Raw genomic sequence first — 21,718 nt, 5'->3', positions numbered from 1 at the left:
TATAGGGTATAAGGTGAAAGGTTTCGGACATTGGGCGATGGCCTGACAAACACACACGCAAGAGAACAGCGCCCGTTCTCTCCTCCATCCCATCAGTATGCTCCTGCCGATCTGGAAGCCGCACACTGGCTCTCTCTAGGCCGTGTCCCGGACACTGAAGCTGCCCATGCGCTCGTGGCCCGCATCGCGGAAGACATTCGCCCTCACCTCGGCAGCCGCACCAAAGCCGCTCTAGGAAACCGTGACAAAGGCAAGGAAAGGCGTGTCCGTGAGACAGGGATTATCCTCGCCGGGCTCCTCAGAAGAGGTCTGAAAGGCCACTGGTCCGCTGTCAATGAAAGCCCCAGCACATGGTTCTGGAAGGCATCCCGTAAGCTACCCGTGAAGCACACAGCCTTTCAGACCAAGGTCGATGCCATGCAGGCGCTGGGCTTGCTAGACCATGTTCCTGGCAAAAGCTTCAAAGGTGCCTTTGGAGATTATCAGGGCCATGCTGCCCGTCTGCGTCCGTCCAAGAAACTACTCGAACTCGCGGAGCAGTACGGCTGCCTCTCACAAACCGCTGCACAGGATTGGAAGTTGATAAACCCTGCCCCTGTTGAACTCATGGCGACTCATGAACTGCTGTCCTTCACCACTATTCCACGCAAAAGAAACGGACGGATAGACCCTGCCAGCAGAAGCAAAATAGCTATTCCGGCTGGCTGTGAGGACCTTCAGGCGTTCATGAAGGCCCTGACAAGCTCCTTGGCTACTGTCGTGTTTACAGGATGTGCAGAACCTGTCTTTCAGGCTCGCTTCAGTGGAGTGAGAGAGTTTGGTGGCCGCATCTATGCCCAAGGCCCAGACAACTATCAGAACGGCATCAGCAAAGACGAACGCCAACACATTACCATCAACGGCGAGCCCGTAGCAGAGCTGGACCTGTCCGCATCGTTCCTGTCCATCGCTCTGGCTCTTCTGGGCCAACCTGCTCCTGAGGGCGATCCTTATGCTCTTCCTGGGCTGGAAGAGGCTCACCGTGCGGCCATCAAACAGTGGTTTGTCGTCTTCTGGCAGACTGGAAAAGCGCCCAACAAATGGTCCGACAAGACGCCTCAGGTCATCCGGAACAGCATCCCGCCCATGGACATTACAGGCCCAGCGTTCGAGCGCTATCCGGCCCTGAAGGACATCAAATCCATTGTTCCGGAAGCCCTGCTAAAGAGCGTCGAGAAACCCATGAGAAGCTGGGCAGTCGGGCAATATCTGACAGGCGTGGAAGCGGGCATCATGCGGGAGGCTATGAGTTCCATCATGAAAGCAGGCGGCATTGTCCTGCCCGTGCATGACAGTCTTATCGTCCCCCGCTCTCAGATGGAAATTGCTGGAAAGATAATCCAAAGTGCCTACAAAAAACGCTTTCACAGAAAAATAAGAATAAAAGTTAGTTGACTATTCTATTCATATCAATTGGGTAGCCAGCCGACCTTAATTCTCTTGCAACACCCACCTTCCATCCGTCGCCGTCGTTCATGCCAACATAAACCAAGCCACTTATATCATTAGGAATTTCAATATCGCCCCTCACAACTGCGCACACTCTTCCTCTACCAAGCTTTGCAGTAAGATATCCATGCTCGAATATTACATTTTGTCGTGCCCTATACTTTAAATTTTTACTTCCAATTAATCCTCCCTCGTCACAGGCGGTATACAGAACAATTGCAAAGCCACAAACCGAATGTTCCTCAAACTTTTCAATTATAGTTTTCCCGAGATTTTCCTGCTCATGTAATATGACAGGTACAAGTCCCAAATTTGAAATAAATCGAGCCACGGACTCTCGCGCTTCACCGTCTCGTCCATGCACAATGAAAACGCTTTTGTTATCTTTATGAGCGACAACATCATTAGGATTTATTCCTTGAGAAATACTTTCTTCGATTCCTTCTAGAACTTTCGTAGAGATATCCTCCATATCGTCTCGGGTCAATAAATTTCCCATCAATATGAAATATTTCCTTACGGAAAAAGGGAACAATTATCTGTCTTTCTATTTCACCCAAATTTGTTCTATCCCAAAGAATATGTCTTCTAAAGCCGCTTCTTCCTGCTTGAGAGGGTGTTTTTCTAGTCTCGACTATTACGTAATAATACATTTCTTACTCTACTCTCAGAGTCCAAAAATTTACTTTTCCACACCTCTTCAGACACAACAAGCGTCACTACAAAAAGTTGTAGTAAATATCGGTTCGAACCATGTCAGGGATGCCATTTTCTACCATCCCTAGCACAGACCGGCAATACAGGTTCCACCCTAGATCCTTAGCCGCATAAGTATTAGAGCCCAGCGCCACAGGTTTGTGTCCGATTAGATGGTCTCGGACCAGTTCAGAACATTCGGACACTCCATTGGCCAAAGCCGTTGCCATAAAGGTAGCGAAGCATCGTCTGAAGCTATGGAAGTTGACTTCACCGTCAGACTCTCTCCCAAGAACGTCTCTCCGGAAATCCGTGAAGCGTTGGGAAAAGAAATGACTACGCTTCATTCCTGTTCCTCCCGGCTTGCACTCAGGGAACAGTGGAGCGTCGACATTCCCCTCTCCGGCTTCCTTGAGGCGTCTGGCAATGATTGGCTGTACAAGAGGATGGAGCGGTATGCGTCTGACAGAGTTCTTTGTCTTGGCTTCATCATCGGTCACTTGGATGCCCCAGAGTTCCCCTTCAGTCCCGTCTTGGTTGAGAACTCGGCCAACGGTTAGCGAAGCAAGTTCATTCTGTCTTGCACCAGTCAGCAAAGCGAGACGCATCAGGTCACGGATAGCCGGACCCCACGCCCATCTGCGTTTCTCATCAGGGTCCGCCCGCAGGAGAAGGACCAGTTCATCTTCGTTGAAGGGCCTGACCTCAGACTTCTTCTTGCCAGCTTTTCGCTTGAGGCCAGCGGTCGCGCCCTGCCATGGGTTTGGGCCTTTCAGAATGTGCTTCTGGATAGCAAACGCCCATAAACCTTTAAGCGATGATATGCGGCAACTGACTGTCTTTGCACTCAATCCGCGTTCGTTCAGGAGCCACTCAGAAAAGCCTCCCAAGACCACCTCAGGCACATCCTCGACAATCTGAGCGCGAAGGAAGTTCATGAGGTTTTCAGGTTCCTCACGGTCCTGAGAATGAGCCAGATAGCGAGAGAAGAGATTAAACGCGGCCTGATCCAACGATATGGCGGAATGACCCACATCGCTCTCCCGGTCCTTCATCCAACGGTCCATCACCAGAGCGAACGGTGTACGGACACCCATTGCTATCTCCCGGAAGCGGGCTCGATACTCTGCCCCGTCCTTCCCCGCATGGTCGAGCTTATGCGCCCTGCCTTCCAGAAAGCAGTCCATGCCCTCCACAACGCGATCTCTTGGGCTTTCTGAGATGCCGGTATGCTCGTCATAGAAGTCATCACCATCAGAAGCAGACGCGATCTTTCGCCGGGCCTCCAATGCCTCAGTCAGCATCAGTTCCTCGTTCAGCCAATCCGGCACATCAACCCCATGAAGAGGTGCCAGCCCTACATCCACCAGCTTCCTGTTTAGTTGCTTTCTGATTGCCTCAAGAGCGGCATCACGAAGCCTCAGGGCATCTTTATGCGTGCGTGTCTGGAGCGATTTGAGGATGTCTTTTCGGATTCCCGTCCGGGAACCAAGCACCTTGCCAGCATCCTGCCAGCGGTCTTTCGGGATGATGAAGCGGACATAATAGAGTCCATCCCGGTTGGTTAGATTAGCCATATCCATGCCGCCTTCTATCAACGAAGGCAGGACCGAGCCATAGCATCAAGGTGACGCTAGACCAGTGACGCAGCGTTAACCTGACGTGACGCTGACTTTGGCTAAGTGCTTGTTTTTCTTAGGAAAAAGAGGACCTGGTGGAGAGAGTTGGATTCGAACCAACGTAGGCGTACGCCAGCGGATTTACAGTCCGCCCCCTTTAGCCACTCGGGCACCTCTCCGGGTCGGCGGTTGGAATATGGCGGATGAACGGCTATGTCAATCGCCTATCGTCGATTATATGATTTTTTCATGTCCAGACGACCAAACTCCCGATCCGCCGCCCCGTCCCACTCTGGGGACAGAGGCCCTCAACGTTCCGGCAATGCCGAGCGCTCCTCCCGTTCAGGCAAACCTGCCTCCGGATACTGGATCTATGGCCACCATGCCGTAGAAGCCGCACTCAACAATCCCGACCGAACCATTCTCGAGTTTCTCGCAACCCGGGAAGCCGCATCCTCATTCAGTCAGTCTCTCCGTGCCCAACCCCAGATCGTTGACCGCGAACGACTGGATCGCCTGTGTGAGCGTGACGCCGTTCATCAGGGCGTCTGCCTGCGGGTCGAAGCCCTCGAACCGCCAACCATTCATGAAGCACTTGAACGGCCCGGCCCAATTCTTGTGCTGGATCAGGTGACAGATCCTCGGAACATCGGCGCCATCCTGCGCTCCGCTGCCGCGTTCGGCGCCTGCGCGCTGCTTGTTCAGGATCGCAATACCCCGCAGGAAAGCGGTGCCATGGCCAAGGCGGCATCAGGCGCACTGGATCTTGTTCCTATCATCCGGGAAGTGAACCTGTCGCGCGCGCTCGCAACCCTTCAGTCGCAGGACGTCTGGGTTGTCGGACTGGACGCCGGCGGATCAAGGCTCGACGGAAGCAGCTTTGGTACGCGCCGTGTTGCTCTGGTTCTTGGTGCAGAAGGTGCAGGACTACGCAGACTGACTCGGGAAACCTGTGATGAGATTTCCAGCGTTTATATGCCTGGGAACATGGAAAGCCTGAACGTGTCCAATGCAGCGGCTGTTGCTCTGTATGAACTGGCACGTCCTCAGAACTAACAGGACTATTCCGAAAATAACCTATAAAAATCAATCAGTAAGAGATCATCGACATCCTTACTGATTGATCGGGCCAAAGATAATATTTGTTACCAAATTGATAACGAATAATGTATTTTAACGAATTTGGCCACTTTCTAATCACGATCCTGTGAAAATGCCTCATTATCGTCAAATTTCATCACATTAAGGTTTGCATTAATAAATTTCTAACTGCTAGCTTACGCATGTATCGAAAGCCACGACTATTATGTCGGCAGCTAATGTTTGCTCATGGAAATCATGAAACAAGCAGGAGAAGAAACATGGCCAGCGCTCAAACTTATACAACTACGTCTGGGGTAACTTATACAGTTACAAATACTTCCATACTTCCCCTTGTATATAGTTCATACGATGTTACCATTACAGCGCCAGACGACACAGAATTACTGAATGCAACTAATATTAACCGCGGCGTAAACGTTCTTGGAGTTGTCCAGCTTCTCGCGTCGGGCGATGTCATTACTGGCTCATCGGATTCCAGTGTTCTCTTGAATCTTCTCAGTGTCGGAACATACGTCAGCGTACCGGGAGCAACGGGCGACTTCATTATTGGCGTGGGTGCCGCGACAGCAAATACTTATTACATTGGCGGCACAACATCCATATCCGGCCTGGCCAATCTCGTCACGGGATCAACCATTAACGTTGCTGGCGGTACCGCCACCCTTACTGGAAGCAGTGGAAGCGCACTTGTTGGCGCTCTGAATGGCTCCACTGTCAATATTGAGTATGGCGGTACATTCAATACTGGGGCCGCACTGGCGAGTGCTTTGGAAGGATCGACCGTTTCATTTGGGACTGGCGGCGGAACACTTATTCTAAACGGTGGCAAAACGGCTATCAGCCTGCTTGCTTCAGGATCGCTGGCAGCGACAACAATCCAGAACTACGACCCATCCAAAGACACAATTGAGCTTCAGAACACCGTAGCTGCCATAACAAAATATACAATCTCCGGAGATTCAACAAAAACTATAACATTGTATGGAAGCGATGGAACAGAAGTTGCTGAATATAGTGTTTCCTTAGCGTCAGGCGTCACCCTCGCTAACGGCACATACAATTCCGTTAATTCAACCGAAAATAATCCGCTTTCTGTTACCTACGATAGCGGAAATACTTATGTCGGTGTCTGCTTCCTTGCAGATTCCATGATTGCAACACCATCTGGTGACAAGGCCGTTCAGGATATTAACGTTGGCGATGTCGTATTGGCCTATAACGGTCAATCACAAAAAACCGTTAAAGTTATTTGGGCAGGTCATACTCACGTTAATACAAAAGCCGGTCTTCCAGACGATCAAGCAGGATATCCTGTCCGTATTCTGAAAGATGCCATTGCACAAGGTGTTCCCTACAAGGATCTTCTCATAACGCCAGAGCACTGTCTGTTCTTTAACGGTAACTTTGTACCTGCCCGCATGCTGGTTAACGGACGATCCATTTTCTACGACCGCAGCATCACCAGCTACACCTACTTTCACATAGAGACAGAAGGCCACTCAGTTATCATGGCTGATGGCATGTTAACTGAGAGTTATCTGGACACCGGAAATCGTCATCATTTCCGCCAGAATGGAAACGTGACTGTTATTTCAGGCCGGACAAAATCGGATCAACCCAAAAACTGGGTTAATGATGCAGCAGCCTCTCTGACGGTGGCACGCGGTTTCGTGCAGCCGCTCTTTGAGAGCATTCTACAGCGAGCAAAACAGCTCCGCATTCCAGGTCAAACACCACCTGTTGCCATGACGATGAATTCAGATTTTCATCTCGTTTCGGACACCGGCCTGCTCATTCATCAAACCCGCATCACGGGTGGGCGTGTTCTATTCATGATCCCTTCTGCCGTAACATCGGTACGACTGGTGTCACGCTCCAGCCGCCCTTGCGATACCGTCGGTCCATTCGTTGACGATCGGCGACAGCTCGGCGTTTGCGTTGGCGATGTCACCTTCTATGACTCCGGCAAATCAATCTGCCTGTCCGCCAAGAAGTCCGAAAGTGATCTTGCAGGTTGGTATCCTGTCGAAGAGGGCAACATTCGCTGGACGAATGGTAATGCTGTTCTTCCATTGGGAGAACGCTCAGCCAATAGCCTTGGGATGCTGGCTATCGAAGTCCTGGCAGGAGGACCGTATCTGCTGGAAGATCAAGACCAGCAGCGCGCTGAATCGCTCTTCGCCTAAGACATATCCATTTCCGCCAAGATAGCCGGGACGACACGTCGTCCCGGCTTTTCCAGGATTACTCAGCGAACGAGTAATCCGTATATCCATGCTCCCCGCGGCTGTACCACGTCGCCATATCATCGGCCTGAAGCGGCAGACCTTGTGCAAAGCGCGTCGGCAGGTCCGGGTTTGAAATAAATTTGCGTCCAAAGGCAATGGCATCGGCCCGCCCTTCACGCACAGCATCCTGAGCGCTTTCAAACGTGTAATCCTGGTTCAACACCAGCGGACGTCGGAACACCTTCCGAATTTGCGGAGAAACCGGCGGTTGATCCGTCTTGCCGAACGTTCCGTTCGGTCCAGGTTCACGCAGTTCAAGCCACGCCACACCCAGACGCTCCAGTTCGGCAGCCGCTGGCACGAAGACGGTTTCCGGTGCGGAATCAAGGCATCCCTGCGTGTCTCCGTTCGGAGAAAGCCTGACCCCAGTTCTCTCTCCACCAATGGTCGAGATGATCCGTTCCGTTACCTGGGAGAGAAGCCGGATTCTATTTTCAGGCGATCCGCCGTACTCATCTGTCCGATGATTGGTTCCATCTTTCAGGAATTCGTCAATCAGATAGCCATTGGCCGCGTGAAGCTGAATGCCATCAAAGCCGGCCTTGATCGCATTTTGAGATGCACGCTCATATTCCGCCAGAATACGGGGAATTTCGTCCAGTCGCAGCGCGCGCGCCTCTTCATAAGGCTGTTTGCCATCATAGGTGTGAGACTGACCTGGCGCCGTGGTGGGCGAAGGTGCGACCGGCTGCAGGCCCGTGACGGATGAATGTACCATCCGGCCCATATGCCAGAGCTGGCAGACAATCCGCCCACCCCTGTCATGGACAGCCTTCGTGATAGGCTTCCACGCCTCAACCTGCTCGTCTGACCAGATGCCCGGCGCGTAGGGCCAGCCCAGACCTTCGCGGGAGATGCCTGTTGCCTCTGTGATGATGAGGCCGGCTTCCGCTCTCTGCGCGTAATACTTTGCCATGATCGCTGTCGGAACAGCGTCCCGGCCCGCACGCGCTCTCGTGAGGGGAGACATGAAAATGCGGTTTTTTGCCGAAAATCCACCAAGTTCAATGGGATCAAAAAGATCGGGCATGAAAGGATACTCCCTGATCGAAACTTCTATAGTTCGATAACGATCGAACTATAGAAGTGTTGCGTCAATTCTTCAAGGAAGGGATAAGACGCCGTATGCCGTGCCATGACTCGCCCGATCTGAAAAAGCTCGATCTGATTACGGTCCTCAGGGCTCTGGCTGATCCCGTGCGTCTGGACATTGTTCAGCGTCTATATGTTCTGGGCGAGGCAAATTGTGCCGCCCTGATCGGGGCGCGCCCAAAGTCCAGCATGTCCCATCATTTTCAGGTTTTGAGAGAAAGCGGTGTTCTGCACACCCGAATTGAAGGCGTGCAGCACCATAACTCCCTCCGCCTTCAGGAACTTGAAGAACGCTTTCCCGGGCTGATGCAATCAATCCTCGGTGGGGCAGACGCCACTCAGTTGCGGCGCCAGACTTCTTCCTGAACAAACACCGCGAACGTCAGCCACACGAAAAATGGGATCTGGAGCTTAGCGGCAGACGGATCAGCTTTTTTTGCCGTCCAGATCGACGCGCCTGACGTCACGACCAGACCAATGCAGATCGCCAATCCTGCGTCCAGACGCCGCTTACGGAAAACTGCGAACGGAAAGCCAGCTACGCCAGCAACGCAGATAGCCCAAAGCCAAAGTGCCGCGGTCCGTGCGCAGGAACGTTCAGCTCGCAGAAGACGATACCCAGACCATGCCAGCAGGCCGTCCAGAAAGGTCCAGACCACGGCATACACAGGCGCTGGCGGCGAAAATTCTGGCTTGTTCAGATGGTGATACCAGCGCCGGGTTGAGCCATCTTCGGCCGGGCTGATCTCCCGGCCGAGATATTGAGCTCCGAAAACCGTTCCAGCAGCCAGAGCGGCGTCAATAATGCGTCCCATGATGTCTGTCCTGATATGATCTTGTCAGTAACAACGCATCAGGAACTGGAATGTTCAGCCGAAAGACCTTACGGGGCGCTGGGAGGCACGCCGAAATCGAGTTCTGCCATGACGCGACCTGCCTCAGGGCTCCACAAGAGAACGCGTTCAGCGCCCGGGCGCCCTAATGTTACAGCCATCATGCCGTCCGGTCGTGCAGTTACCGCCGTAATATGTTCTCCGTCTCCCAAGGGCAACGCAAGGCGCGTCGAAGATCCGGATGGCGGCGCGGAAATACTGACATCATGATGCGGATGCATAACGCGATGGGCGATCACACCAATCATGACCGCCACCCCGGCGACGATCATAACCCCCATGATAATGACGGCACCGAGCAACGCTTTCGGTGTGCCTGACTCGCTGCCCGCTTGATCCTCGGCTAAACCCTGATTCATGTCAGATCCTGAAACCCCGTTCCGTCTTGTTGTTGATGCCAGCCTGGCCGGCCAACGCGTTGATCGCGCCCTTGCTGACGCCATCGGCACGATTTCCCGCTCCCGGGTCAAGACCCTGATCGAAGAGGGTCATCTGACCCGCAACGGCCAGATCGTCAATGAGCCCGCCGATACACTCCGTGACGGGATGGAGCTTGTGCTTTCGTTCCCTACCCCACTTCCGGCTCGTCCCCTGGCGGAAAATCTGCCCCTGACGATCCTATATGAAGACCGTGACCTGATCGTTCTGGATAAGCAGGCCGGTCTTGTGACCCATCCTGCCCCCGGCAACGAAACCGGCACTCTGGTCAACGCCCTTCTCGGACATTGCGGCGAAGGGTTTGAAGGCATTGGTGGCGAGAAACGCCCCGGAATCGTACATCGGCTCGATAAGGACACATCAGGCCTGATGGTCGTGGCCAAGAATGCCATGGCTCATAACGCCCTGTCGGAAGCGTTCGCTGCGCGCGACATCGATCGTGCTTACATGGCCCTTGCCTGGGGTCTACTGCCCTCATCCGGCGAATTTGACGGCGCCATCGGGCGGGACAAGAAAGACCGCAAGCGCATGGCGGTCGTTCAGTCAGGCGGAAAAACCGCTCTCACGCGCTTCAAGCTTCTGGAGCCAATCCATGCAAGCGTCTCTTTGATCGAATGCAAACTGGCCACTGGGCGAACCCACCAGATTCGTGTTCATCTCTCACAGGCAGGACACCCTCTGCTCGGAGACCCCGTGTATCTGCGTCGTATTCCGGCCGCAGCCCGCGGTTTACCTCAGGATGCGAAAGGAGCGGCTCTCGATTTCCCACGCCAGGCTCTCCATGCCGCCCGACTCGGCTTCATTCATCCCCGGACAAAAAAGCCACTTTCTTTCGAAACTGCGCCTCCTGAAGACTTCCAGACCTTGAAAATGCGCCTGACAGGCTCAACCTCTGAAAGTTCTTGACCTTTTCGGTTCCACCTGTCATAAACACGCTTATCCGACGAGCTGACGCGCCGCCGGAACGGATCGTACCACCGTGCACTGCCCAATCTGGGGGTAAGCGGCTGGGGACGTGATAGTCCTTCCCAATGCGTCACCTGGGTGTGAGGAACTTTGCCTCTGCCAGTTCGTATGAGTCTACTCCTCATCGAGCCAGGCACACCCCCGGGCGAAAGGAATCGAAGACCATGGCATCTCCAGCTGTCATCTCCGTGGGTCCTGAAAACAACCTGACCCGTTATCTCCAGGAAATCCGCAAATTCCCCCTTCTGACGCCGCAGGAAGAGCTCGATCTTTCCCGTGCATGGCGCAAGAATGAAGACACCAGTGCGGCACACCGCCTGGTGACGTCTCACCTTCGTCTCGTGGCCAAGATTGCCATGGGCTATCGCGGCTATGGCCTCCCGGTGAATGAGCTCATCAGTGAGGGCAACATCGGTATGATGCAGGCTGTCCGCCGCTTCGACCCGGAGCGTGGCTTCCGCCTTGCAACCTACGCCATGTGGTGGATCCGTGCCGCCATGCAGGAGTATATCCTGCACAGCTGGTCACTGGTTAAAATCGGTACGACAGCTTCGCAGAAAAAACTGTTCTTCAATCTCCGTCGCCTGAAAGGGCAGATGCAGGCGATTGATGATGGTGATTTGAAGCCCGAGCAGGTGAATTCCATTGCCACCACGCTCGGCGTTCCGGAACAGGACGTGGTGTCTATGAACCAGCGTCTCGCTGCCCCGGACCATAGCCTGAATGCGCCCCTGCGTATTGATGGCGAAGGCGAGTGGCAGGACTGGCTGGTGGACGACAATGAAAACCAGGAGCAGACTTACGCGGCGTCCGAAGAGTTCAGCGGTCGTAAAGCTCTTCTCGATCAGGCCATGATGACCCTGAATGAGCGCGAACGTCACATTCTGGCCGAGCGTCGCCTCAAGGAAGAGCCATCTACGCTGGAAGATCTTTCTCACCACTACAACGTGTCACGTGAGCGGATCCGTCAGATTGAAGCACGCGCCATGGAGAAACTTCAAAAGGCCATGTCGGCCGAAGTTGAGCTTCGTCGTCGGGAAAATGGCCTTCAGGCCTGACTAGACAAAATGCTCTTCAGAAAAGCTGCCAGATATGTTTCTGGCAGCTTTTTTTGTGTCGGCTCTCTGAGAGATTAATCAAAAATAGAAATAACTAATTTATTACAATAAAATACACAATTAACCTGTGATGGAATGAAGTCTCATAAAAATATAAACAGAAAATTTTCCTGTGACCAAAAATCGAAACGAATTTTTATTAAATGTAAGTTTATTAGTTTTTATCATACTCTGCAGAACGCAGACATTCGGAAATCCTCTCATCTATTCTGACGAGGAATTTTATCTCTTCGGAGGCGGTAGAATTCTTCATGGAGATCTTCCCTACCTTCAGTTCTGGGACAGAAAACCGGTTGGAATATTTCTGCTTTACGCATTTTTCCACCTTTTCGGCCCTTACAGAATTTTCGCCTATCAGTTCGGCGCGGTAATTGCCGTCTGGGGTGCGGCCTGGCTTCTGTTTCGCATGGGGAAAACCGTCGCTTCCACGAAAGCTGCTTTCCTTTCAGCCTTGCTCTATCCAGCCCTCCTCAATCTCTCACGGGGAGAAGGAGGTCAGACCCCGATTTTCTATAATTTCCTCGTAACAGCCGCCATCGCTCTTGTTTTGCATGATCTTCTGCAGCCCGATGGCAAAATTCGAAGAAAAACAGCCCTTTTCGCCATATTTCTGTTCGGCCTCGCCATGCAGATAAAATACACTGTCGTCTTTGAAGGGGCGTTCGTTGGAATTTACTATGTCGTCAGGCAGTATCTAACCTCCCGTTCTATCCCAGAGGCCTTGAAAGACACTGGTCTTCTGGCCTTTATCGGCCTTCTTCCTACATTTCTTGCTTTTTGCTTCTATGTCACGATCGGGCATCCAGGAGCATGGGTTTTCGCAAACCTGGATTCCATTTTCCTGCGCGGTCATTTTCCAGATGGAGAAGCGCACCACCTAGAAATTCGAATGCTGAAATCGGCCCTTCCTCTCCTGCCGGGGCTGATAGCCACGATACTGATCGCACGTGCGAAATCATGGCCTGCCCATTATGTCTTTCTCATACTCTGGGCCGGTGCCGCCTGCTTGGGGATCATCGCTTTTGGGGGATGGTATCCTCATTACATTTTGCCGCTTTATGGCCCGCTAGCTCTGGCCTGCGTATCGCTCTGGACCTGGAAAGCCGGCCGGGTATGGCTCATTGGTCTTCTTTGCATCGTCTCAATTGTCGGACAGCTTAGTCTGCACAGACACCGCATAAACGACGGCGATCAGCGAAGTTTTCAGGCCATGTTGGATGTCTTCCAACAAAAACCGGGCTGTGTTTTTGTTTATCAGGGGCCACCTGCCCTGTATGACACACCTTATTGGTGCTCTTTGACCAACCATCCTTTCCCGGGCCATTTCAACACAGCAGTTGAAGCCCATGCGACCGGGATGAATGTTCTTCAGGAACTCGATAGAGTTCTTGCCAGAAAACCTGAATATATCGTCACGGAAGATGCCTCTCCCTTACGGGAAAATATTGCGGCACGGCGTGAGGTCTTTAAGGCTATCAAAGCAGACTACACGCCAGTATATCGCTTCACAAGCGTAAGTAACTCACTCTACATCTACCGACATAGGTAACTTGTTACTGGGAGAGAGGCACGGCCAAAGCTAGGCCGCCCGCCATTGCGCCGCCGCCTTTACGATGCTGATCAGGATGATTTTCCGCAGCAGCATCGTTGATTTCACCAACTTTATTGGAAAAGAAATCGGGCTTCACATAGGCGTCAGGCTGCGCTGAATCCTGAGGGCCTTCAATATTCTCATCGGGGACTGGAGCCGCCCCGAAGCCCGAGGTCATTTGCTGAGCCACGACTTCTGCCCGATGGTGGTCCAGACCGCGCATCAGCGCCGCCCCTTGCCGCGGATCAGCCGATACTTCCTGTGACAGCGAGGCGTTGAAAGGATGCGTAAACGCTGAGAATGGCTTTTTTGCCGCCGGAACTGGCTGCACAGGCTCTGCAGCTAATGCACTACATGTCCCTACTGCCAGAGCAAGCAGTGGAAAAGACTTCATCAGCATAGGCAGAAGGCGCATCAGGCGGTTTCCAGCACGACAGGGAGCTGAAAGCAGTGTGGTGGGTCGAAGCCTCAAATTACAATTGAAAAAGTTAGAAAGTTTCGTGACGTCACAAAACGTGATCCGCCCAGGCGTCTGAAACGAGCATTTTGTAAAGCTTACTTGACATTCCAGCCCAAAAAGTAATGCCTGCTTTACAATAGGAGGGCTTAGACATGCTGTATGGTCGGCAATATCTCATCGAACTCGGTAGCGCGCTCGCGCTATATCTCGCGCTGCTGTTCGGGGCCAATTATCTGCAACAGGCACTCCACCCGGCACCTTTAACAAGAATAATACTGGCACTCACACCTATGGTGGGAGCGGTCACAGCGGCATGGGTCATCATGCGTGCAATCTGGCGAATGGATGAATTACAACGTCGGATTCAGTTGGATGCCATTGCAATATCATTTTTGGGAACCGCTCTACTGACCTTTGGCTGGGGCTTTGCCGAAAGTGCCGGGTTACCAAAGCTCAGAGCCTTTGCAGTCTGGCCGGTCATGGGAACCCTCTGGTGGGTCGGTGGCGTTGTCGCTCAAAGGCGCTATCGATGAACAACTGCCTCAAGGAACTTCGGGCAGAACGAAGCTTGAGCCAGGCCGATCTGGCAGCAGAGCTGGCGGTTTCAAGGCAGACAGTCAACGCCATTGAAAAAGGGCGTTACGACCCGAGCCTGCCGTTGGCGTTCACAATTTCACAGCTTTTTGGCCGCAGTATTGAGGAAATTTTCTTCCCGTAAACCGACCATAAAAAAAGCGGGGAGATTGCCCTCCCCGCTTTTTCAGAACTCAATCCAGACCAAGCTGGTGTCCGGTTGTGCGAAGCACCTCGATGCCTGGAAGGATTTTTCCTTCCAGCCATTCCAGAAATGCACCACCCGCCGTGGAAACGTAGCTCATTTGGCCAGCAACCCCGGCGTGACGCAGCGCGGAAACGGTGTCTCCACCGCCCGCCACAGTGCGAAGCTTGCCTTCCTGCGTCAGGCGAGCAGCTTCCTGTGCAACCTCAACCGTGGCACGGTCAAACGGCTCGATCTCAAACGCCCCGAGTGGGCCGTTCCAGACCAGCGTTTTCAACGTAGCCAGACGTTCGTTGATCAGCGCAACAGTGCGCGGACCAGCATCAAGGATCATGGCGTCGGCTGGCACTTCGCCAATCAGGCAGGTTTCGGTTTCTGCACCGGCCTTGAACTCGCGAGCCACAACGGCATCCACTGGCAGAATGATTTCACAGCCCTTTTCCTGCGCCAGATGCGCAATCTTGCGAGCTGTTTCGTGCATGTCCGCTTCCTGAAGGGACTTGCCGACATTCATACCTTCTGCCGCCAGGAACGTGTTGGCCATGGCACCAGTGATGAACAGTGTGTCCACCTTCGCGATGACATTGCCAATCAGATCCAGCTTCGTGGAGATCTTGGAGCCACCGATGATGGCACCAACCGGACGCTCCGGATTCTCCAGCGCAGCCGACAGAGCCGATAGCTCAGCCTGCATCAACCGCCCGGCGAAAGACGGAAGATCATGCGCCACACCTTCGGTAGAGGCATGGGCGCGATGCGCTGCCGAAAAGGCATCATTGACGAAAATGTCGCCATTCTGCGCAATCGCCTTGGCGAATTCCGGATCGTTGGCTTCTTCACCCGCATGAAAGCGCGTGTTTTCCAGAACCAGCACTTCCCCATCATTGAGAGCCGCAACAGCAGCTTCAACAGTCGGGCCTACGCATTCCGGAACGAAACCAACAGGCTTGCCCAGAACTTCCCCAAGCTTTTCAGCAATCGGACGCAGGGACATGCCAGGAACGACCTTACCCTTCGGGCGGTCGAAATGGCTGAGGACCACAACGCGCGCGCCCTTACCGGCAAGCTCATTGATGGTCGGGGCAACGCGCTCGATGCGCGTGGCGTCGGTGATGACGCCGTCATGCATCGGCACGTTCAGATCAGCCCGGACGAGCACGCGCTTGCCGCGTGCCTCCAGGGTGTCGAGCGTGCGGAAAACCATGGGTCAGAGGCTCCCGAAAGCAGCAGCCGTGTCGGCCATGCGGTTGGAGAAACCCCACTCATTGTCATACCAGGCACAGATGCGAACGAGCTGGCCGCCATCGACCAGTGCCGTCTGTGTTGCATCAAACGTGGAAGACGCAGGGGAGTGATTGAAATCCGTGCTGACCAGCGGCGCCGTGTTATACTCCAGAACGCCCTTGAGCTTCCCTTCGGACGCAACGCGGATTGCTTCGTTCACGGCTTCAGCGGAAGCAGGAACGGTCTTCGGCACGAAGTCGAGCGAGACAAGAGAGACGTTCGGCGTCGGAACGCGGATCGCCGTGCCATCCAGCTTGCCCTTCAGGTGCGGCAGAACCAGGCCAACAGCCTTCGCAGCACCCGTGGACGTCGGGATCATGTTCAGAGCCGCAGCGCGGGCACGACGGGGATCCTTGTGCAGGGTGTCCACCGTGCGCTGGTCACCGGTGTAGGAGTGAATCGTGACCATGTAGCCGCGCTCGATGCCGAACGCTTCGTCCAGAACGTAAGCGACAGGAGCAAGGCAGTTCGTGGTGCAGGATGCGTTGGAAATGACCTTCATGTCCGGCGTCAGAACGTCGTCGTTCACACCGAAAACAATGGTGGCATCCACATCCGTTGCAGGAGCGGAGACGATGACGCGCTTTGCGCCAGCTTCCAGCAGGGCAGCGGCCTTTTCACGCGTGGTGAAGAGACCCGTACATTCCATGGCAACATCGATGCCTTCGAATGGAACTTTGGACGGATCACGCTCGGCAGAAACGGTAATCGGACCGTAGGTACGGCCGTTTGCTTCAATGATGAGCGTATTGCCTTCAGCGCGGACCTTGCCCGGCAGGCGGCCATGCACGCTGTCATAGGCCAGAAGGTGTGCGTTTGCTTCGACCGAACCAAGATCGTTGATGGCTACGACCTCAACGTCCGTACGACCGCTCTCAATGATGCCGCGCAGAACGAGACGTCCGATACGTCCGAAACCGTTGATTGCGATTTTTACCGCCATGCCTGCCTACTCCGCTATTCTGACGAAAGGGCTTCTTCCATAGCACCGCCACAGCGAAGCAACAGGGGGTTGGCATAGTTTTTCATGAACTTGATGCGCTTAATCTTGCCGAAACCTTCCGTTCCTGCGACGGTCCCGCGCAATATGGCTGCATTTGTCCGACATTTTCGTTCGCCCCGAGGCATCATGGCTCCACGCGCTCTCTCTCTGGCAGGCTGCATCCTGCTGGCTACGCCCCTGCTCGCGGGCTGCAAACTGGTTGATCAGCGCACGTTCAACCCGCAGGCAGGCAAACCGCCTCAGCCGTACATCCCGCCACCGCCCCCCGCCCCGAAAGCGAAACCACCATTCCTGCAAATCGAAGGCGGGACTCCGGAATCCGAATACGGCCCTGTCGTGGATCAGGCAGTTAAGTCAGCGTTGGCCCGCAAGGAAAATGTCCTCTTTATCGTCAGGCTTCTGGTCCCGCTTCAGTCTGATCCGGCAGCACAAACCAAAGCCATGACAGAGGCGACACAAACGGATCTGGAGCCTGTTGCTCACAGGATCAGCGCGGCCGGTGCCCAGCCTATCCAGATCGAGATGCATGCTCTCACTGATCCATCGGTCCAGCGTCCGCTGATCCGTGTGGATGTTCGCTAAAACAAGACACCACGGAAACATCACTTTATGCCAAGTGCAGCCTGTGCCGTCCTGACCCATAATGCCGCTCCTCTTCTAAAGGAGTGGCTGCTATGGCACCTGGCACTCGGTTTCGAGCGCATTCTCGTTCTCGATGCAGGGTCCACAGACGAGATGCAGGCTGTTGCACTCGCAGCAGAACATATTGGCCCGGTTGAACTTCATGAGTTCATCAGCGGCGATGAGCTCTCGCCTGAAGAGCTCCGCAAGACTTTAACGACCGAGGCGGCTCGTCTGGTGGGTCAGGAACATGATTGGCTCCTGGTTCTGGACGTTGATGAATTTCTAGATCCGGACACAACGCTGGAGAACCTGCTGGCGACAGCGGGAAACGCTGACGCCATCGCCATCAACTGGTGCATCTACGGAAAGCCCCTCAAGCCTGTTCCGGCCCCTGCTGTCATTCAGGCGTCACCCTATCGGAGTGCCGTCACTTTCCCTGACAACCGGATGGCCCGTCTGCTTGTCCGGACGAAAAAACTCCCAATTTCGATAGACGTCCTGTCTCCGAACTTATCCTGTGAATGCATCGTCCATCCGGATGGCACGCCAGTCGATCGGATCGGCCCTGGTGTCACTGTTTCATGGAAAGGCGCGCGCATTCTTCATTATGTCTGGGCAGGAGATCCAGATATGCCTCCTCATCTTGCAGATCATTATTTCTGCCGGGATGAGGAAGATCTATCCCCAAGACGACGACTGCCTGACGTCTCCATGATCCGGCACGATCTCATGGATACGCAGGCCTATCGGGGATTGGAAAGTCTTCTTCAAAGCCTGACGCAAGAACCTGCCCTGGCGCTCCCTGAACTGCCGGATGCAGGAAGCTCCATGCCGGACCATGGTCAGCATGAGCAGTTTTCCTTCCATCGTATCCGGCCCTCCGCCGAAGAGCGGCTCCTTCTAACGCCTCAGAGTGCTCCTCTGCCAACGCGCACACGGGCCTGTTTCATTCAGGATGTAACAGGCGATTTTCTGGTCGTAGGGACAGATGGATCTCCCCGCTTTTCCAGCGATCCGAATATAAAAACGACAGACAAACTGGTCGGCATTTATCAGGATAGCCATCCTGAAATTGTGATGCTCTCGTCTCTCAATGGACATCCTGTTCAACTGGCGAACCAGTCTCTTCTGCGGCCTGTTCTAACAATACGCTGGATTGAGGCCGACACATTCATTTTCGCGGATGATAGCGGGTTTGGTGACACCCTGTTCCAGTTCGTACCGACCGAGGAGGCAATTTCTCTGGATCTGCCGGCCCTTCCAGCCCCCGACACAGCGGCAGGTCTGTCTTTCAAAGGGTTCTGCGCGTGGTTTATTCGCCACCCTCACTGCGCATTGAGAGATGTAGCGCGCGTGATAGCTCTGCTTTCTGAAATGGGACGGAAAGATCTGGGAAACGCTGTACCAGAATTGCAAACGTTCCTCTGACTTTCAGAGAATACGTGACAGTATCAGGCCCGCCAGCGTTCCGACGACCAACAAGATCAGGCCATTCCGCAAACGGGCGCCAAATGGTGCTCCCGCCGGGAGCGCTGCCATAGACGTTGCGCTCTCACGCAGTGCAACAATTTCTTCCTGTTGCGCACGCTCTTCCTCCTGCCGCTGCCAGACACGACCGCTCATTCTGCGAATGTAATGGCCCGCATCAGCGGGCGTCGTTGCGGAATGATCCACCAGCCGTTCCGCCAACGTCCGATTGGCAGTATGCCCAACGCCCAGAACACGATGTGCCACACAGTTGGAGAGCGCTTCCAGCACCAGCGGATGCTCAAACACTGTAAAGTCGGAAACATCTCCGCCGCCACGGATCAGAACGATAATATCTTCCCGGCACGTGCCTATGGCGTCCGCAATACGGTGCGGATCGGTCATGGCTACGGGAAGTGCGCGGATACGCTCTGAACGCCAGCCGCCCCCCAGCGCCTGAAGGAAGTCTTCCGAGACTAGTGCGCTGGAGGACGCAGAATGAATGAGAAGCAGTCGGGCGTCCCGGCGGTCAGGGTAAGGCTGAAACTGCCAGCTCAATCCTCTCAGAACATCCAGCAGAGATCGCTCTGCCCGGTCCACTTTCTGACGGCCGGGATCATGTGGTTCAACGGTAAGCACTTCAAACCGGAGGGCAACCTGTCCCCGCAGATGGCGGGCTCGCAGACACCCTGTCACACGGACATGATCTCCGGCACGCACATCTGCTGCCGCCAGAACGAGCTTGGTCGCTTCCAGCGAAATGGACGTCCCAAGCTGCGGATCGACCAGGGGCAGCTGATAATATTTCTTGTATGCGTTAGGCGCGACGTCACCCAGTTGCCCCTCAACCGCAAGCGGGAAACCCCACTCTTCGAAGTGGGCACAAATCTCATCCAGCCGGGCCGTGAACAGATCCTGAACCTGAAGCGGTGACAGGACTGGCATGGCAGCCATATCACTGGCTGAAGAATCAGTTCGGGTGCGTCTCGGAAAAGCGTCCATGCCGCACCATATGGAGTAAGAACAGATGTTCTCACAGAGGGTGCAGCAGCCCTCACAGTATTTTTTTATGTATTTTCAGAAGGTTGGTCCGTCTTGACCGGTTCTGCTCCTCAGGATCTTCTCCTCCGACTTCAAAAGTCCAGTTTTCGGGCACGGTTTCATCTGGATGAACAGGCTCGCCTCTACCTGGAAAGCCGTGGCCTGAATGCTGTCATGGAACATGGTGCTGCTTTCATCCGGGATCGTCTGGCACCTGCATGGCCGGCACAGGACGGAAAGCAGACGCCGATGCGAGGGCATCCGGTTTTCATCGCACAGCATGCAACGGGCTCATGCTGCCGGGGATGTCTCGCGAAATGGCATGGTATTGCCGCAGGAAAGCCTCTGACCAGCGAAGATCAAGAGGCAATCCTCGCCGTGTTACGAGCCTGGATTCTGAAGGACATGGGGGCAGATGTTCCCAGTACGCCAGCTCAGGGCGTGTTGTTCTGAATTTTCTTACCCCGTGGCAGAAACCGCTCCGCCAGCAGAATAACAACAATCGCAAAAGCACCCATTTCGATTTGCGAACGGGTTTCCGCCTGAATCATCATGGCAATGATCGCAAGGGCAATCAGCGCAAGCGCTACGTAGGCTCCAACGGCCTTCTGGGGCATAAGCTTTAACCGTCCCAGAACAAGCAGGGCATTATTAAAAAGCATAAATCCGCCGGTCAGGCTGACAAGAACAGCAAAAATGACGCCCGGCGACAGAACAGCCGTTACCGCAACCAGAATGGCACTTCCAACACTGGCGAGAAGCGCGCGCCGGGGAAGCTGCGTTTTAGGCTCAACCGCCAGAAAGACCGCGGGAGCATCTCCCTGTTCAGCCAGTTCGAACAGGATGCGCGAGGTGACGTAAATCCCGGAATTCAGGCTGGAAAGGGCCGCTACGAGGATGACAATGCCCATTGCCAACCCGGCGAAAGGCACATGGAACCGGTTCAGAACCAACAAAAATGGTGACTGGCCGGGTACAATGTCACTCCAGGGCACCAGGCACAGAATCATCGAGATGGTCACAAGGTAGAAGCAACCAATACGAAGAGGAATGGTCCGTGTTGCACGGGCAATGTTCACTTCCGTGTTGTCGGACTCAACTGCGGCCACTGTTGCAATCTCACTGCCGCCCATTGAGAACAGCACTGTCGGAATGACAGCAAGAAGTGCCATCAATCCGTGGGGCATGACACCGCCATGCGCAAACAGATTTTCCTGCACGGGAATGGAATGTGCCCCGAATGCCCAGATACCAATTCCGATGAAAAGCACGATGGCGGCCACTTTGATGGCTGAAAACCAGTACTCGAACTCCCCATATCCTTTGACGGACAGGAGATTAATGGCGGTCATCACGCCCAGAACGAGAAGTTCCAGAACGGCGTAAGGAACCGGAATGTAGGGCGTGAGCATGGATGTTACGGCAATGGCTTCAACGCCAATGACCGTCACCCAGGTCAGCCAGTAGGTCCAGCCCGCGACGAAACCGAAGCGATCCCCAAGAGCATGGCGGATCTGTCCGAGAAATGACGCACGCCCTGGTGTCTGTGAAGCAAGGTCTCGCATCATGCCGTTCACAAGCCAGACCAGAAGTCCCGCCAGAACGTATGACACGATGACGGCCGGTCCACCCATCGACAGGGCAGCCGAGCAACCGATGAAAAACCCAGCACCAATCACCCCGCCCAAGGCAATCATGACAACATGTCTCGTCCGGAGACTTTGGGCGAGTTGATCCGTCTGGGTCATGAAGTGTCCTTGTCCGTGGT

General features: G+C 54.3%; 22 protein-coding genes and 1 tRNA gene. 12 read left to right on the top strand and 11 right to left on the bottom strand.

The genetic code is table 11. The features are described from left to right. The first annotated feature begins 30 nt into the window (after positions 1–30). Positions 31–1,434 carry a hypothetical protein gene (locus M2305_RS09205; protein WP_211499338.1) on the top strand — a complete coding sequence of 468 codons (1,404 nt, stop codon included), beginning with the start codon at positions 31–33 and terminating at the stop codon, positions 1,432–1,434. On the opposite strand, the gene M2305_RS09200 is transcribed toward M2305_RS09205, so the two are convergent. From M2305_RS09200 to M2305_RS09190, 3 genes are all read right to left on the bottom strand, one after another. Further along, positions 1,427–1,987: a nucleotide-binding protein gene (locus tag M2305_RS09200; protein ID WP_264649183.1), complete on the bottom strand. Its 561-nt coding sequence runs from the start codon at positions 1,985–1,987 to the stop codon at positions 1,427–1,429. The genes M2305_RS09205 and M2305_RS09200 overlap by 8 nt on opposite strands. Positions 1,988–2,207: 220 nt before the next feature. Continuing rightward, positions 2,208–3,761: a hypothetical protein gene (locus tag M2305_RS09195; protein WP_249206773.1), complete on the bottom strand. Its 1,554-nt coding sequence runs from the start codon at positions 3,759–3,761 to the stop codon at positions 2,208–2,210. A 135-nt stretch (positions 3,762–3,896) separates the two neighbouring features. Beyond that, positions 3,897–3,982 (bottom strand) — tRNA-Tyr (locus M2305_RS09190). Between the two features lie 70 nt (positions 3,983–4,052). On the opposite strand from M2305_RS09190, the gene rlmB reads away from it, so the two are divergent. Both rlmB and M2305_RS09180 read left to right on the top strand, forming a co-directional pair. Beyond that, positions 4,053–4,859, top strand: a complete 807-nt coding sequence (gene rlmB, locus M2305_RS09185; protein WP_244974466.1) for a 23S rRNA (guanosine(2251)-2'-O)-methyltransferase RlmB — start codon at positions 4,053–4,055, stop codon at positions 4,857–4,859. Between the two features lie 305 nt (positions 4,860–5,164). After that, entirely contained in the window at positions 5,165–7,093 is a 1,929-nt protein-coding gene (locus M2305_RS09180) for a Hint domain-containing protein (RefSeq protein ID WP_264649182.1), read from the top strand. A gap of 58 nt (positions 7,094–7,151) precedes the next feature. Here the strand turns inward: M2305_RS09180 and M2305_RS09175 are convergent, their stop codons facing one another. Beyond that, positions 7,152–8,225: an alkene reductase gene (locus tag M2305_RS09175; RefSeq protein WP_086633970.1), complete on the bottom strand. Its 1,074-nt coding sequence runs from the start codon at positions 8,223–8,225 to the stop codon at positions 7,152–7,154. A 95-nt stretch (positions 8,226–8,320) separates the two neighbouring features. On the opposite strand from M2305_RS09175, the gene M2305_RS09170 reads away from it, so the two are divergent. Further along, positions 8,321–8,653, top strand: coding sequence for an ArsR/SmtB family transcription factor (locus M2305_RS09170; RefSeq protein ID WP_046900860.1), 333 nt, complete (start codon positions 8,321–8,323; stop codon positions 8,651–8,653). Here the strand turns inward: M2305_RS09170 and M2305_RS09165 are convergent. Then, the gene (locus M2305_RS09165; RefSeq protein WP_264649181.1) at positions 8,626–9,102 is read right to left on the bottom strand and encodes a TspO/MBR family protein; all 477 of its coding nucleotides are present in this window, start codon (positions 9,100–9,102) and stop codon (positions 8,626–8,628) included. The genes M2305_RS09170 and M2305_RS09165 overlap by 28 nt on opposite strands. A gap of 68 nt (positions 9,103–9,170) precedes the next feature. Next, positions 9,171–9,539: a DUF6476 family protein gene (locus M2305_RS09160; RefSeq protein ID WP_264649180.1), complete on the bottom strand. Its 369-nt coding sequence runs from the start codon at positions 9,537–9,539 to the stop codon at positions 9,171–9,173. Between M2305_RS09160 and M2305_RS09155 the strand changes: the two genes are divergently transcribed. From M2305_RS09155 to M2305_RS09145, 3 genes are all read left to right on the top strand, one after another. Continuing rightward, positions 9,538–10,524: an RluA family pseudouridine synthase gene (locus tag M2305_RS09155; protein ID WP_264649179.1), complete on the top strand. Its 987-nt coding sequence runs from the start codon at positions 9,538–9,540 to the stop codon at positions 10,522–10,524. The genes M2305_RS09160 and M2305_RS09155 overlap by 2 nt on opposite strands. 224 nt (positions 10,525–10,748) lie before the next feature. Next, complete coding sequence (gene rpoH / locus M2305_RS09150) at positions 10,749–11,642, top strand: RNA polymerase sigma factor RpoH (protein ID WP_046900857.1); 894 nt, start codon at positions 10,749–10,751, stop codon at positions 11,640–11,642. 172 nt (positions 11,643–11,814) lie between these two features. After that, positions 11,815–13,251: an ArnT family glycosyltransferase gene (locus M2305_RS09145; protein WP_264649178.1), complete on the top strand. Its 1,437-nt coding sequence runs from the start codon at positions 11,815–11,817 to the stop codon at positions 13,249–13,251. Between the two features lie 4 nt (positions 13,252–13,255). Here M2305_RS09145 and M2305_RS09140 read toward each other — a convergent pair whose 3' ends face one another. Beyond that, positions 13,256–13,708 (bottom strand): hypothetical protein, encoded by a 453-nt coding sequence (locus M2305_RS09140; RefSeq protein ID WP_264649177.1) that lies wholly within the window; start codon positions 13,706–13,708, stop codon positions 13,256–13,258. A gap of 197 nt (positions 13,709–13,905) precedes the next feature. Between M2305_RS09140 and M2305_RS09135 the strand changes: the two genes are divergently transcribed. Together M2305_RS09135 and M2305_RS09130 are read left to right on the top strand one after the other, a co-directional pair. Then, complete coding sequence (locus M2305_RS09135; RefSeq protein ID WP_064275136.1) at positions 13,906–14,286, top strand: hypothetical protein; 381 nt, start codon at positions 13,906–13,908, stop codon at positions 14,284–14,286. Continuing rightward, positions 14,283–14,471: a helix-turn-helix transcriptional regulator gene (locus tag M2305_RS09130; protein ID WP_264649176.1), complete on the top strand. Its 189-nt coding sequence runs from the start codon at positions 14,283–14,285 to the stop codon at positions 14,469–14,471. Before M2305_RS09135 ends, M2305_RS09130 begins: the two co-directional genes overlap by 4 nt. A gap of 49 nt (positions 14,472–14,520) precedes the next feature. Here M2305_RS09130 and M2305_RS09125 read toward each other — a convergent pair whose 3' ends face one another. Together M2305_RS09125 and gap are read right to left on the bottom strand one after the other, a co-directional pair. Beyond that, positions 14,521–15,735, bottom strand: coding sequence for a phosphoglycerate kinase (locus tag M2305_RS09125; protein ID WP_046900852.1), 1,215 nt, complete (start codon positions 15,733–15,735; stop codon positions 14,521–14,523). 3 nt (positions 15,736–15,738) lie between these two features. Next, complete coding sequence (gap, locus tag M2305_RS09120) at positions 15,739–16,758, bottom strand: type I glyceraldehyde-3-phosphate dehydrogenase (RefSeq protein WP_086633965.1); 1,020 nt, start codon at positions 16,756–16,758, stop codon at positions 15,739–15,741. Positions 16,759–16,863: 105 nt separating this feature from the next. Between gap and M2305_RS09115 the strand changes: the two genes are divergently transcribed. Together M2305_RS09115 and M2305_RS09110 are read left to right on the top strand one after the other, a co-directional pair. Continuing rightward, positions 16,864–17,400, top strand: coding sequence for a hypothetical protein (locus M2305_RS09115; RefSeq protein ID WP_233126168.1), 537 nt, complete (start codon positions 16,864–16,866; stop codon positions 17,398–17,400). 27 nt (positions 17,401–17,427) lie between these two features. Beyond that, positions 17,428–18,870 (top strand): glycosyltransferase family 2 protein, encoded by a 1,443-nt coding sequence (locus M2305_RS09110; RefSeq protein WP_264649175.1) that lies wholly within the window; start codon positions 17,428–17,430, stop codon positions 18,868–18,870. Positions 18,871–18,873: 3 nt separating this feature from the next. On the opposite strand, the gene M2305_RS09105 is transcribed toward M2305_RS09110, so the two are convergent. Beyond that, positions 18,874–19,911, bottom strand: coding sequence for an exodeoxyribonuclease VII large subunit (locus tag M2305_RS09105; RefSeq protein WP_099213066.1), 1,038 nt, complete (start codon positions 19,909–19,911; stop codon positions 18,874–18,876). A 93-nt stretch (positions 19,912–20,004) separates the two neighbouring features. Between M2305_RS09105 and M2305_RS09100 the strand changes: the two genes are divergently transcribed. Then, on the top strand, positions 20,005–20,403 hold the full coding sequence (locus M2305_RS09100; RefSeq protein WP_264649174.1) for a DUF4186 domain-containing protein: 399 nt from the start codon (positions 20,005–20,007) through the stop codon (positions 20,401–20,403). Here the strand turns inward: M2305_RS09100 and M2305_RS09095 are convergent. Next, on the bottom strand, positions 20,385–21,698 hold the full coding sequence (locus M2305_RS09095) for an amino acid permease (protein WP_264649173.1): 1,314 nt from the start codon (positions 21,696–21,698) through the stop codon (positions 20,385–20,387). The genes M2305_RS09100 and M2305_RS09095 overlap by 19 nt on opposite strands. Positions 21,699–21,718 lie beyond the last annotated feature (20 nt).

Origin of the sequence: Gluconobacter cerinus (genome assembly GCF_025961355.1) — a bacterium.
Taxonomy (GTDB): Bacteria; Pseudomonadota; Alphaproteobacteria; order Acetobacterales; family Acetobacteraceae; genus Gluconobacter; species Gluconobacter cerinus.
The sequence above is the reverse complement of the archived record's forward strand: the minus strand, read 5'-3'. Positions and strand labels throughout refer to the sequence as shown.

Excerpts from the sequence above, each read along its gene's own strand:
- M2305_RS09155 (WP_264649179.1), top strand. The coding sequence starts at position 9,538 with ATGTCAGATCCTGAAACCCCGTTCCGTCTTGTTGTTGATGCCAGCCTG.
- M2305_RS09195 (WP_249206773.1), bottom strand. The coding sequence starts at position 3,761 with ATGGCTAATCTAACCAACCGGGATGGACTCTATTATGTCCGCTTCATC.
- M2305_RS09130 (WP_264649176.1), top strand. The coding sequence starts at position 14,283 with ATGAACAACTGCCTCAAGGAACTTCGGGCAGAACGAAGCTTGAGCCAG.
- rpoH (WP_046900857.1), top strand. The coding sequence starts at position 10,749 with ATGGCATCTCCAGCTGTCATCTCCGTGGGTCCTGAAAACAACCTGACC.
- M2305_RS09160 (WP_264649180.1), bottom strand. The coding sequence starts at position 9,539 with ATGAATCAGGGTTTAGCCGAGGATCAAGCGGGCAGCGAGTCAGGCACA.
- M2305_RS09200 (WP_264649183.1), bottom strand. The coding sequence starts at position 1,987 with ATGGGAAATTTATTGACCCGAGACGATATGGAGGATATCTCTACGAAA.
- M2305_RS09175 (WP_086633970.1), bottom strand. The coding sequence starts at position 8,225 with ATGCCCGATCTTTTTGATCCCATTGAACTTGGTGGATTTTCGGCAAAA.
- M2305_RS09165 (WP_264649181.1), bottom strand. The coding sequence starts at position 9,102 with ATGGGACGCATTATTGACGCCGCTCTGGCTGCTGGAACGGTTTTCGGA.
- M2305_RS09095 (WP_264649173.1), bottom strand. The coding sequence starts at position 21,698 with ATGACCCAGACGGATCAACTCGCCCAAAGTCTCCGGACGAGACATGTT.
- M2305_RS09180 (WP_264649182.1), top strand. The coding sequence starts at position 5,165 with ATGGCCAGCGCTCAAACTTATACAACTACGTCTGGGGTAACTTATACA.
- M2305_RS09110 (WP_264649175.1), top strand. The coding sequence starts at position 17,428 with ATGCCAAGTGCAGCCTGTGCCGTCCTGACCCATAATGCCGCTCCTCTT.
- M2305_RS09140 (WP_264649177.1), bottom strand. The coding sequence starts at position 13,708 with ATGCGCCTTCTGCCTATGCTGATGAAGTCTTTTCCACTGCTTGCTCTG.
- M2305_RS09170 (WP_046900860.1), top strand. The coding sequence starts at position 8,321 with ATGCCGTGCCATGACTCGCCCGATCTGAAAAAGCTCGATCTGATTACG.
- rlmB (WP_244974466.1), top strand. The coding sequence starts at position 4,053 with ATGTCCAGACGACCAAACTCCCGATCCGCCGCCCCGTCCCACTCTGGG.
- M2305_RS09125 (WP_046900852.1), bottom strand. The coding sequence starts at position 15,735 with ATGGTTTTCCGCACGCTCGACACCCTGGAGGCACGCGGCAAGCGCGTG.
- M2305_RS09105 (WP_099213066.1), bottom strand. The coding sequence starts at position 19,911 with ATGGACGCTTTTCCGAGACGCACCCGAACTGATTCTTCAGCCAGTGAT.
- gap (WP_086633965.1), bottom strand. The coding sequence starts at position 16,758 with ATGGCGGTAAAAATCGCAATCAACGGTTTCGGACGTATCGGACGTCTC.
- M2305_RS09135 (WP_064275136.1), top strand. The coding sequence starts at position 13,906 with ATGCTGTATGGTCGGCAATATCTCATCGAACTCGGTAGCGCGCTCGCG.